The organism is Mesorhizobium sp. M0968 (genome assembly GCF_040319065.1).
Classification (GTDB): Bacteria; Pseudomonadota; Alphaproteobacteria; order Rhizobiales; family Rhizobiaceae; genus Mesorhizobium.
Genome location: NZ_JAMYNL010000002.1, coordinates 396,438 through 408,669, shown reverse-complemented (window position 1 = coordinate 408,669; position 12,232 = coordinate 396,438). Strand labels below are relative to the sequence as shown.

The window sequence follows — 12,232 nt, the reverse complement described above, 5'->3', positions numbered from 1 at the left end:
CTGGTTCAAGGAAGCTGTGCGAAAACAGCAGATTAGCGCAAAAGTTTGAAATCGAGATTCATGTCATGAACGCACAGTTGCAACCGACCGGCTCCGCCTATTTCATCGCCAAGGAGACGGAAAAACCAGAGAACCACACGCTTTCGGTCCTGGTCGACAACGAGCCGGGCGTGCTTGCGCGGGTCATCGGCCTGTTTTCCGGACGTGGCTACAACATCGAGAGCCTGACGGTCTCGGAAACCGAGCACGAAAAGCACCTGTCGCGCATCACCATCGTGACGCGCGGCACGCCGCACGTGCTGGAGCAGATCAAGCACCAGCTCGAGCGCATCGTGCCGGTGCACCGCGTCGTCGATCTCACCGTGCGGTCGCAGGAATTCGGACAGGAGCGGCCATTGGAGCGGGAACTCGCGCTGGTCAAGGTCGCCGGCACCGGCGAAGCCCGCGTCGAGGCGCTCCGGCTCGCCGATGCATTCCGCGCCAGCGTCATCGATGCCAACACCGAGCATTTCATCTTCGAGATCACCGGCAAGGGCTCCAAGCTCGATCAGTTCATCGCCATCATGAAACCGCTCGGGCTGGTCGAGATCTGCCGTACCGGGGTGGCGGCGATGAACCGCGGCCCGCAAGGGATGTAGTCATCCAGCTTGGCTCTATCTCGTCGCTTTGCCACCGATCGCATTGATTAGGGGAACGGCATGACCTTCGATGCATTCCTTGCTCTGCTGGTTTATGCCTTCGTGACCTCGATCACGCCGGGTCCGAACAATTTCATGCTTTTGGCCTCGGGCGTGAATTTCGGCTTGGTCAAAACCGTGCCACACATGCTCGGCATCGGCTTCGGCTTCCTCGTGCTGTTGCTTGCCGTAGGCTTCGGGCTTGGCGCCGTGTTGACGACCTTTCCGGTGCTGCATACCGGGTTGAAGATCGCTGGCGGCCTCTACCTGCTTTATCTCGCCTGGAAGATCGCCATGTCGCGCTCGCTCGGCGGCGAAGACAAGACGAAGGGCCAGCCGATGCGCTTCATCGAGGCTGCGGCATTCCAGTGGGTCAATCCCAAGGCCTGGGTGATGGCGATTACAGCCATGGCCGTCTATACCAGTCCGGAACGCCCGTTTGTGTCGGTGGTGCTGATCGCAGCCGCTTTCGCCGTCGTCATGCTGCCGAGCATTTCGACCTGGGCCGGTTTCGGCATGGCGCTGCGCGGCTTTCTGGCGGATGCGGTGCGGCTCAAATGGTTCAACATCGTCATGGGTGTGATGCTTGCGGCGACGCTGTGGCCGATGCTGCGTTAGCTGCCGTTCTATTGTGCACTGCACATTAAATCTTGGTAATGACGGGTTTTGGCCCTTTTTCGCCTTCGGCATCCTCTATTATCTGGCAAAAGCGCGGCAAGAGGCTGCGAGTTGAGCTAGACTACGGCCACCGGATAGCGGCGTGTCGGATCGAGAGGTCTTTTGTCGATGCGCGGAAAGATCGTATTAGCGGTGATCGCTGCAGCCTGCGTTGCCGCGGCGTGGCTCTATCTTTCGCCCAGCGCAATGAGCGGTCTTCAGCAGATGCTGTCGGCGAAGCAGACGGCGACGGCGGACAAGCCCGCTGCAGCGGCAAATGCCGCGCGTACGACTTCGGTGGTTGCCGCCACCGCTACGACGGCCGATTTCCCGGTCCGGCGCTATGCCATCGGCTTTGTGTCCTCTCCTGCCGTGGTCAGCATCAACGCGCGGGTCTCGAGCCAGATCGTCGCAATCGCGGTCAAGGACGGACAGATGGTGAAGGCCGGCGACCTTCTTTTCTCGCTGGACGATCGCTCGTTGAAGGCGCAACTGGCACGCGATCAGGCGACGCTCGCAAAAGACCAGGCGCTGCTTGCCAGCGCCACGGCCGATCTTCAGCGCGCCAAAAATCTCGTCGCCAGGCAGGCCGGAACACAGCAGACCTACGATCAGGCCGTCGCGGCACAGAAATCCGCCGCGGCCACCGTCGACGCCGACAAGGCAACGATCGATGCGGACCAAATCCAGCTTGGCTTCGCCACGATCAGGGCGCCGATCTCCGGCAGGCTTGGCGCAGTCAGCGTCGCCGTCGGCGATCTCGTCACCACCAGCAACGGCAGCAGCACGTCGACTCCACTGGTGACGATCACGCAGGTCGACCCGCTGCAGGTGAACTTCAATCTCCCCGAAAGCGATCTTGCCTTGCTGCACAAGGCGCTGGCAGCGCCGCGGCAAGGTGCGGTGACGCTGACCAAGGACGGCGACCCGAAGCCGGTCGGCAAGGGAACGCTGGATTTCGTCGATTCCAGCGTAGACACGGCGTCCGGCACGATCGCAACGCGGGCCAGTGTGCCCAACGCCGATCTTTCGCTATGGCCGGGCCAATACGTCAACGTCGTGCTCGATGCCGGCATCATGCCACAAATGACGTCCGTTCCGACGGTCGCCGTCCAGCCCAGCCAGAAGGGCCCGTTCGTCTATGTAATCAAGCCGGACAACACCGTTGAAATGCGGCCCGTGCAGGTCGCGCTGACAGAAGGCACCAACACCGCAATCAGCCAAGGATTGAAAAGCGGCGAGCGTGTCGTCGTCGAGGGTCAGACCAAACTGAAGAACGGCGCGGCGGTGCGCGAAGGCAAGGCTTCGACCGGCACAGGCGATCGGGCGGCTCCGAAGGTTGCCGAGGCTGACCGGACGGGCGGAACACAGCCATGATTTCCGAATTCTGCATCCGCAGGCCCGTCGCCACGCTGCTCATGTCGTTCGCGCTGGTTCTGGGCGGACTATTTGCTTACAAATTCCTGCCGGTCGCGGCGCTGCCAAGCGCCGAATTTCCGGTTGTCAACGTCTCGGCCTCGCTGCCCGGGGCTTCGCCGGAAACCATGGCGACCTCGGTGGCAACGCCTCTGATCAAGCAGTTTGCCACTATCGCTGGCATCGATTCGATTTCGACGACCAACTCGCTCGGCTCGACCTCGATCGCCATCCAGTTCGTACTCAACCGCGACATCGATGCAGCCGCCGCCGACGTGCAGGCAGCGATCGCACGCACGCAACGACAATTGCCGCCGGAGATGACCAGCCCGCCGAGCTACCGCAAGGTCAATCCAGCCGACGCGCCGATCCTGCTGATGTCGCTGGTCAGCGACACAATTCCGCTGACCGATCTCGACGCGTTTGCCGAGAATGTGATTTCGCCGTCGCTGTCGACGATTGACGGCGTTGCGCAGGTGTCGATCTACGGGCAGCAGAAATATGCCGTGCGCGTCCAGATCGATCCGACGGCGCTCGCCGCACGCGGCATCTCGATCGACCAGCTGCAGACGGCCATTGCCTCGGCCAACAGCAACACGCCGCTCGGCGTGCTCAAGAACAACAAACAGCAGCTGACGATCACCGCGAACACGCAGCTGACCGATGCGGCGGGATTCTCCAACATCATCATCGCCACCAAGAACGGCCATCCGGTGCGGCTCGGCGAGGTGACCCGCGTCATCGATTCGGTCGAGACCACGACGACGGCAAGCTGGTATGACGGCACCCGCGCCATCATCATGGCCGTGCAGCGCCAGCCGGATGCCAATACCGTCGACGTCGTCGACCGCGTCAAGGCGATGCTGCCTTCCTTCGACGATCAGATGCCGGCAGCGGCGAGCATCCAGTTGCTAAACGACCGCTCGACATCGATCCGCGAGGCGGTCGATGACGTGCAGTTCACGCTCCTGCTCACCATCGCGCTGGTGGTGATGGTGATCTTCCTGTTCCTGCGCCGGGTAACGGCGACGATCATCCCGGCGGTGGCGGTACCGATTTCGCTCATCGCCACGCTGGGCGTGATGTACCTGTTCGGCTTTTCCATCGACAACGTCTCATTGATGGGGCTGACGCTGGCGGTCGGTCTTGTCGTCGACGATGCAATCGTCATGCTCGAAAACATTTTCCGCCACATGGAGGAGGACGGGCTCTCTGCCCTCGAGGCGTCGCTCAAGGGCGCGCGCGAAATCGGCTTCACCATCATCTCGATCTCGATCTCGCTGGTCGCTGTGTTCATTCCGGTGCTTTTGATGGGCGGCGTGATCGGGCGCATCTTCAACGAATTCGCAGTGGTGGTGACGGTCGCCATCCTGGCGTCGATGTTCGTCTCGCTGACACTGACGCCGATGCTGTGTTCGCGGCTGTTGTCGTTATCGAAGGCCGAGCGGGAAGCAGTGCACGGTGAAGGCCATAGACAAAACGTCTTCATGCGGGGCTATGACAGGCTGCTGACATTCTGCCTGCGCCACAATTTCCTTGTCTTCCTTGTCTTCCTCGTGACCGCCGGGCTGTCGGTGTGGCTGATCCAGATTTCGCCGAAGGGCTTCTTCCCGCAGGAGGATATCGGCCAGGTCTCGGTGACGACCATCGCGCGCCAGGACATTTCGTTTGACGCGATGGTGAAGCTGCAGGGGCAAGTGGCGGATGTCTTCACCCATTCGCCCTACGTCGCGCATGTCGGCTGGTCGGCGGGCAGTGGAAACAATGCGCTCAACCAGGGCCAGCTGTTTGTACAGCTGAAAGACAAGGACCACCGACCGAACATCGACAAGGTGCTTACGGACCTGCGGCGCCAGCTTGCCAATGTGCCCGGCATCGAAACCTACATGCAGCCGGTGCAGAACCTGCGGCTCGGCGCGCGTTCTTCGGCGAGTGCCTACCAGCTTGCCGTTCAGGGCCTCGATACCGGCCTGACGAACGTCTGGGCGCAAAGGCTGACGGACGCGATGGCCGCCGATCATGCCGCCTTCACCGACGTCACCAATGACCTGCAGAACAACGCGCTACAGGCAACGCTGGTGATCGACCGCGACAAGGCGGCGAACCTCGGTGTCGATACCGACACGCTGCGCTCCAGTCTCTATGGCGGTTTCGGCACCCAACAGGTGTCGACCATCTTCGGCTCGGCCGATAGCTACGACGTGATCATGGAGCTCGACCCGAAGATCGAGTGGTCGCCCGAGCGGATGCTCGCCATCAAGGTGAGAACGGCGAGCGGCAGCCTGGTGCCGCTCGGTGCGTTCGCCCGCGTCGATCGGACCGCCGGTGCTTTGACCGTCAACCAGCTCGGCCAGCTTCCGGCAGTGACCATCTCCTACAATCTGCCGCAAGGCGTGGCCCTCGGCGACAGCGTGAGCCACATCAACGCGCTGAAGGACAAGATCGGCATGCCGCCGACGATCTCGACCGCCTTCTCGGGCACGGCCAAGACGTTCCAGGATTCGCTTTCCAACCAGGGGCTGCTGATCGGCGGCGCGATCCTGACCATCTATATCGTGCTCGGCATGCTTTATGAGAGCTTCATCCATCCGCTCACCATCCTGACCGGGCTTCCATCGGCGGTGCTCGGCGCACTGGTGGCACTGCGGCTGGCGGGGATGGATCTGTCGGTGATCGCGGTGATCGGCATCCTGATGCTGATCGGCATCGTCAAGAAAAACGGCATCATGATGATCGACGTGGCGCTGGAACTCAGGCGCGAGGGGATGTCGCCTGTCGAATCCATCCACAAGGCCTGCCTGATGCGCTTCCGGCCGATCATGATGACCACGCTTGCGGCGCTGATGGGTACCATCCCGATCGCGCTCGGCACCGGTGCCAGTGCGGAACTGCGCCAGCCTCTCGGCGTGGCGGTGGTCGGCGGTCTTGTCGCCTCGCAGGCACTGACGCTGTTCGTCACGCCCGTCATCTACGTCTACATGGAGCATTTTTCCGGCTGGCTGGTCAGGCTGTGGGCGCGGCGCCGGGGCGAGCCGAGCCCGGTCGAAGCGGTCGACCAGCCGTCACTGTTCGACGAGGAGGAAGAACCGGTGCCGCAAAAGGCGGCAGCCGAATAGCGCTGGCCCAAGCCGTGGTGCTTGCGGCCGGGGGTCCGCGATCGTAATTTGACGCCATGCCGCACAATCACGACCACGACAACGAGCTTGATCCCTTTGCGGCGCGGGTCCGCGCGCTGGAGACGATTCTCACCCGCAAAGGCCTGATCGATCCGGCGGCGATCGATGTTATCGTCGACACCTATGAGACTAAGATCGGGCCGCGCAACGGCGCAAAGGTGGTGGCGAAGGCCTGGGTTGATCCCGGGTTTGCCGCATGGCTGAAGCGTGATGCGACGGCGGCAATCGAATCGCTCGGCTACACCGGCCGGCAAGGCGAGCACATGCAGGCGGTGTTCAACACGGCCGACACGCACAACCTCGTCGTCTGCACGCTATGCTCCTGCTATCCGTGGTCGGTGCTCGGCCTGCCGCCGGTCTGGTACAAGGCGCCGCCCTACCGTTCGCGCGCAGTGATCGATCCGCGCGGCGTGCTCGAGGAATTCGGTCTGACCTTGCCGGCGAGGACGACAATCCGGGTGTGGGATTCGACCGCCGAGCTGCGCTATCTGGTGGTGCCGATGCGCCCCCGGGGTACGGAGGGCTGGGATGAGGCAAGGCTCGCCGATCTGGTGACGCGCGATGCCATGATCGGCACGGCGTTGGTGCGGGAACCGGCATGAACGGGCCGCAGGATCTCGGCGGCCAGATGGGTTTCGGGCCGGTCGCGCCCGAACCTGACGAACCCTATTTCCATGCCGATTGGGAAAGGCGGGCGCTGGGCGTGACGTTGTGCGCCGGCGCCATGGGCGCCTGGACCATCGACGAGAGCCGGCACGCGCGGGAATCGCTGCATCCAGCGGATTATTATGCCTCCAGCTACTACCAGATATGGATCAAGGCGCTGGAGGTGCTGCTCAAACGCCATGGTTTCGTCAGCGACCGGGACCTGACTACGGGCGACGCAGTCGACCCGGCAGCGACACCCAAACGGGTGCTGAAGGCTAAGGACGTTCCGGCGGTGCTGGCCAAGGGCGGGCACTGCGACCGGCCTGTCGCCGCGCCTGCGCGGTTCAAGGCGGGCGACCCCGTGCGAACCAAGAACTTTCATCCGACCGGCCACACCAGACTGCCGCGCTATGCACGCGGCAAGCGAGGCGTCGTCGAGGCTGTGCGCGACGGCTTTGTCTTTCCCGACACCAATGCGCACGGCCAGGGCGAAAACCCGCAATGGGTCTATACGGTGGCCTTCACCGGCGGCGAAATCTGGGGCGAGGGCGCCGATCCGACACTTGTCGTGTCGATCGACGCCTGCGAGAGCTACCTTGAGCCGGCGTGAGACGGGCTCAGTTGCCGCCATGCTGCCCGCCGGTGTCGAGGCGCCTGTGTTTGCCGAGCCGTGGCAAGCAGAGGCCTTTGCCATGACGGTAGCACTGCACGACAACGGGCTGTTTTCGTGGAGCGAATGGGCGGATGCTTTGTCGGCAGAGGTGAAGGGGCCGGGCGCCGCGCGCGACGGTCACGATTACTACGAGCACTGGCTGGCAGCGCTGGAAAAGCTGCTTTTGGCCAAGGGCGTTGCCGGAAAGCGCGACGTCGATGCGCTCGCCGCTGCCTGGGAACGCGCCGCGCACGCAACTCCGCATGGCAAGCCGATCCAGCTGGAGAACGATCCACAGCAGGCCGGGTAAGCTGCGGCCGCCCGGCCTTGTTCTCTTTACGTTCCTGTTCGTCACTGATAGCCTGACCCTGTCGCAGCGGCGTGATTGCCGGCGATGAAAATTTGCCGGTGACGGCAGTCACCTTGTCTTTCCCTCGCGAATCCGGTCTGTCGCGCTGATGGAATTCTCTCCTCAACAAGACGAGGCGCTGAAGGCGGTGGCCGGCTGGCTGAAAGCCGGCAAGCCGCAGCTGTTCCGGCTGTTCGGCTATGCGGGCACCGGTAAGACGACGCTGGCGCGCTATTTCGCCGAGCATGTCGACGGCCAGGTGCAGTTCGCCGCGTTTACGGGTAAGGCGGCGCAGGTGCTGCGTTCCAAGGGCGCGGTCAATGCCCGCACCATCCATTCGCTGATCTACCGGCCGAAGGGCGAAGAATCGGTATCGGACGAGGTAACCGGCAAGACATCGATGTCGCCGACATTTTCGCTCAACCGGCAGAGCCCGATCTCGCGCGCCAAGCTCGTCGTCATCGACGAATGCTCAATGGTCGACGAGCAACTCGGCCGTGACCTGATGAGCTTCGGCACGCCGATCCTGGTGCTCGGCGATCCCGGCCAGTTGCCGCCAATCTCCGGCGGCGGCTTCTTCACGGACCATGAGCCGGACATTCTGCTCACCGAAATCCATCGCCAGGCGCGAGACAACCCGATCATCCGGCTTGCGCTCGACGTGCGCGAGGGCCGCGAATTCATGCGTGGCGACTATGGCGCGGCGCAAGTGATCGGCAAGGAAGACGTCACCCAGGAATTGGTGCTGAAAGCGGACCAGGTGCTGGTCGGCACCAACCGTACGCGCCGCCGTTATAACCAGCGGCTGCGCGAGCTGAAGGGGTTCAACGCCGATTATCCGCAGGCCGGCGACAAGCTGGTCTGCCTGCGCAACGATCCGGCCAAGGGGCTGCTCAACGGCTCGCTGTGGAAGGTGATGACCTCGTCGCGCGAGACGGTCAAGCCCGGCATCAATCTGCTGGTCTCACCAGAGGAAGATGACCCGGATCGCGGCGTCGCCAAGATCAAGCTGCTCAAAGCCGCATTCGAGGATCCCGACGCCGACATTCCCTGGCAGCAGAAGAAGCGCTTCGACGATTTCGATTACGGTTACGCGCTGACCGTGCACAAGGCGCAAGGGTCGCAATGGAACGAGATCGTGCTTTTCGACGAAAGCTGGGCATTCAAGGAAACCCGGCAGCGTTGGCTCTACACCGCGATCACGCGCGCAGCCGAACGGCTGACGATCGTCCGATAGGGCTGTCAGGTCCGTCGTATCAGCGCTGGGCGATCGGTCTGGCGTCAAGCCATTCCCAGGCGGCGGCTTCGTCCTTGGCCTCGAAATGCCGGAGTTCGATAGGCAAAGAGGCAGGCAAAAAGGCTCTTGCCTCCGGTATCCAGTTCGGCTCACCGATCGCCGCGCAGCGGCCGATATGCTCCACGGCATGAGCTATGCCCTGTTCGATCGTCTCGTCCGATACGTCGGCCCAGTCGACACCCTCATGGTCGATCAGGCGCACCAGCACGTCGATCTTCGGATGCAGCGCATAGGCCGCCTCCAGCAATCCGAACAGGTTTTCGGCGTCAGCCGCTGCGACATGGCCGACGACATCGATGGCGAAAAGATCTTCGCGATCGGTATCGATGCGGCGAACCGCCGGCACAGCCTCGAGAAAATTCAACAGGGAACTCCTTGCGCTCGATTTCCTTCGCACACCTTGGAACACCTGAAACCCTCTGTCTGTTCCCGTTAAAGGCGGTATAGATGCGCGCCAAGATCAGCCTGGAGCCGTGCAAATGCCTGCAAAGCTTTCCGTCAACCTCAATGCGATCGCCATGCTGCGCAACCGGCGCGACCTGCCGTGGCCAAGCGTGACGGGGCTCGGACGCATCGCCCTTGCCGCCGGCGCGCATGGGCTCACGGTGCACCCGCGACCCGACGAGCGGCACACCAGGCATTCCGATCTGCCTGAGATCAGGGCGCTGATCGACGACGAGTTCCCGAATGCGGAATTCAACATCGAGGGCTATCCGACCGAGGAGTTCCTGGCGCTTGTGGAAAAGCATCAGCCCGAGCAGGTGACGCTGGTGCCCGACGACCCGGCGCAGGCGACTTCCGACCATGGCTGGAACTTCGCCGCCGAGGCTGCGTTCCTGACACCGGTCGTCAAGCGCCTGAAGAAGGGAGGCTTTCGCGTGTCGCTGTTTTCGGATCCGGATCCCGCTGGCGTGAACGCCGCTCGCGACACCGGCGCCGATCGGATCGAACTCTATACGGGTCCATACGGCAGCTATCATTCCGATTCGGCAAAAGCGGCGAAGGAATTGGAGAAATTGGGAAAGACGGCGGATGCCGCATTGGCGGCAGGGCTCCAGGTCAACGCCGGGCACGACCTTGTGGTGAGCAATTTGCCGGCGCTGGCCAGGCGCATCCCGGCATTGGCCGAAGTGTCGATCGGACATGGGTTGACAGCCGATGCGTTGGAGTATGGCATGGCCGCAACGGTCAGGCGGTTTCTGAAGGCTTGTGGCTGGTAGAGAAAGGCGAGCCGATAGGCCATGCGTTCCGGGCACGGCAGCGCGTCCTTTCCATCCCGCAGCGTCGAGCGCCGCACGTCTATGGGAGTGTCGTCCATGGCTCTTGCCCACGCCGGTAGCGAGGCAGAACCCATCGAACAATCCAGCCACTCCAAGGCCGAACAGCACAGCACCAGAGTTTTGATGCTGGGCGCGTTGGGCGTGGTTTACGGCGATATCGGCACGAGCCCAATCTACGCGTTTCGGGAAGCGCTGCACGCATCGTCGGGACCGGTAGCGCGCAACGACGTCCTTGGCGTGCTGTCGCTTATCGTCTGGGCGCTGACGATCATCGTCACGATAAAGTACGTCGCTTTCGTGCTCAGAGCCGACAACAAGGGTGAGGGCGGCACGCTGTCGCTGATGGCGCTTGCGCGCAACGCTTATCCAAAGGGAGCCCGGTTCATTCTGGGGATCGGACTTTGCGGCGCGGCGCTGTTTTTCGGCGACGCCATCATAACGCCGGCCATCTCCGTGCTTTCGGCGGTCGAGGGCCTGGAAGTGGTGACCCCGACGCTGGAAACTTATGTTGTTCCGATCACGCTGATCATCCTGGCAATGCTTTTTGCCGTGCAACGCTTTGGCACCGGCAGGGTGGCGGCCGTGTTCGGACCGGTGACGGCAGCGTGGTTCCTGGCGATCGGCGCCGCCGGGGTCTACCATCTGCTGGACGACCCGTCGGTCCTGCTGGCGATCAATCCCTATTACGCCGTCGCTTATCTGGCCAATACGCCCACCGGTGCGTTCGTCACGGTCGGGGCGGTGTTCCTGGCGGTCACCGGGGCCGAAGCCCTTTATGTCGATCTCGGCCATTTCGGCCGCAGGCCGATCGTGCTGGCGTGGTTCTCCGTGGTGTTCCCTTGTCTGCTCCTCAACTATTTCGGACAAGGCGCGTTCGTTCTGGCCAACGGCGGCAAACCCACCAATCCATTCTTCCAGATGCTGCCGGATTGGGCGCTAATGCCCATGGTTGGGCTGGCCACGGCAGCGACGGTGATCGCCAGTCAGGCGGTGATCTCCGGCGCTTTCTCGCTGACGCGGCAGGCGGTGCAGCTCAATCTGCTGCCACGTATCGAGGTGCAGCATACTTCCGAGATGCAATCCGGCCAGATCTACATGCCGCGGGTCAATCTGGTGGTCGCGCTCGGCGTGATGCTGCTGGTGGTCGGCTTTGGCAGTTCGAGTTCGCTGGCTTCCGCCTATGGCATTTCGGTGACTGGCGAAATGCTGATGACAACCATCCTGTTGTTTGTGGTGATGCGGTTCCGGTGGAAATGGCAGCTTGCACTGGCAGCCGCGCTCACACTGCTGTTCGGCACGATCGATACTGGATTTTTCCTCGCAAACGTCGTCAAGATCCTCGAAGGCGGGTGGGTGTCGATCACGGTCGCCTGCGGCATGGGGCTGATCATGTCCACATGGATCCGCGGCAGCCGCTATTTGTTCGACAAGACGCGCCGGAACGAGATCCCGCTGGATTTCCTCGCCGGCAATCTGCTGAAGAAGAAGCCGCATCTGGTGTCGGGTACCGCGGTGTTCCTGACCAGCGACCCGCTGAGCGCGCCGACCGCGCTGATGCACAGCCTCAAGCACTACAAGGTGCTGCACGAGCAGAACGTCATCCTTTCGGTGGTGACGGCGCCGCAGCCTGTTGTGCCCGACAGCGAGCGCGTCAAGATGGAAATGGTCAACGAGCTGTTCATGCGGGTGACGCTGACCTTCGGCTATATGGAGCAGCCCAACATCCCGCGTGCGCTGGCGATCTGCCGCAAACAGGGCTGGAAGTTCGACATCATGACGACGTCCTTCTTCCTGTCGCGGCGCTCTCTCAAGGCCTCGCCCAATTCCGGCATGCCGGTCTGGCAGGACAAGCTGTTCATCGGGCTGGCGCGCACGGCGGCCGATGCGACGGAATATTTCCAGATCCCGACCGGACGGGTGGTCGAGATCGGGACGCAGGTGGCTATTTAAAAACGTGTCCGTTGCGACATTCCAGGTGGTCTGCCGATCGGACTGAGTCTGCCAAGTCGTGGAGGGCTCGCAATATCGGGACGGAGCCATTACGTGACGGCACTTGATATTGCAGCGCAGCAAGCGTAGA

At 62.6% G+C, this 12,232-nt stretch carries 11 protein-coding genes; 10 read left to right on the top strand and 1 reads right to left on the bottom strand.

Going from position 1 to position 12,232, the window contains the following annotated elements:
- The first annotated feature begins 65 nt into the window (after positions 1-65).
- The 8 genes from ilvN (at position 66) to NKH67_RS04750 (ending at position 8,812) form a co-directional block, all read left to right on the top strand.
- Entirely contained in the window at positions 66-638 is a 573-nt protein-coding gene (ilvN, locus tag NKH67_RS04785) for an acetolactate synthase small subunit (protein ID WP_023676680.1), read from the top strand.
- Between the two features lie 60 nt (positions 639-698).
- Entirely contained in the window at positions 699-1,295 is a 597-nt protein-coding gene (locus NKH67_RS04780; protein ID WP_352501011.1) for a LysE family translocator, read from the top strand.
- A gap of 168 nt (positions 1,296-1,463) precedes the next feature.
- Positions 1,464-2,711 (top strand): efflux RND transporter periplasmic adaptor subunit, encoded by a 1,248-nt coding sequence (locus tag NKH67_RS04775; protein WP_352501010.1) that lies wholly within the window; start codon positions 1,464-1,466, stop codon positions 2,709-2,711.
- Positions 2,708-5,866, top strand: a complete 3,159-nt coding sequence (locus NKH67_RS04770) for an efflux RND transporter permease subunit (protein ID WP_352501009.1) — start codon at positions 2,708-2,710, stop codon at positions 5,864-5,866. Before NKH67_RS04775 ends, NKH67_RS04770 begins: the two co-directional genes overlap by 4 nt.
- A 56-nt stretch (positions 5,867-5,922) precedes the next feature.
- Complete coding sequence (nthA, locus tag NKH67_RS04765) at positions 5,923-6,528, top strand: nitrile hydratase subunit alpha (protein ID WP_352501008.1); 606 nt, start codon at positions 5,923-5,925, stop codon at positions 6,526-6,528.
- Positions 6,525-7,184, top strand: a complete 660-nt coding sequence (gene nthB / locus NKH67_RS04760) for a nitrile hydratase subunit beta (RefSeq protein ID WP_352501007.1) — start codon at positions 6,525-6,527, stop codon at positions 7,182-7,184. Before nthA ends, nthB begins: the two co-directional genes overlap by 4 nt.
- 19 nt (positions 7,185-7,203) lie before the next feature.
- Positions 7,204-7,536 carry a nitrile hydratase accessory protein gene (locus NKH67_RS04755; RefSeq protein WP_352471650.1) on the top strand — a complete coding sequence of 111 codons (333 nt, stop codon included), beginning with the start codon at positions 7,204-7,206 and terminating at the stop codon, positions 7,534-7,536.
- 148 nt (positions 7,537-7,684) lie between these two features.
- Positions 7,685-8,812, top strand: coding sequence for an ATP-dependent DNA helicase (locus NKH67_RS04750; RefSeq protein ID WP_352471638.1), 1,128 nt, complete (start codon positions 7,685-7,687; stop codon positions 8,810-8,812).
- Positions 8,813-8,831: 19 nt separating this feature from the next.
- Here the strand turns inward: NKH67_RS04750 and NKH67_RS04745 are convergent, their stop codons facing one another.
- Positions 8,832-9,236, bottom strand: a complete 405-nt coding sequence (locus tag NKH67_RS04745; protein ID WP_352450052.1) for a SpoIIAA family protein — start codon at positions 9,234-9,236, stop codon at positions 8,832-8,834.
- A 115-nt stretch (positions 9,237-9,351) separates the two neighbouring features.
- Between NKH67_RS04745 and NKH67_RS04740 the strand changes: the two genes are divergently transcribed.
- Positions 9,352-10,092, top strand: a complete 741-nt coding sequence (locus tag NKH67_RS04740; RefSeq protein ID WP_352471639.1) for a pyridoxine 5'-phosphate synthase — start codon at positions 9,352-9,354, stop codon at positions 10,090-10,092.
- A gap of 96 nt (positions 10,093-10,188) precedes the next feature.
- A complete protein-coding gene (locus NKH67_RS04735) occupies positions 10,189-12,102 on the top strand; it encodes a potassium transporter Kup (protein WP_352501006.1) in 1,914 nt (637 codons plus the stop codon).
- Positions 12,103-12,232: the final 130 nt, after the last annotated feature.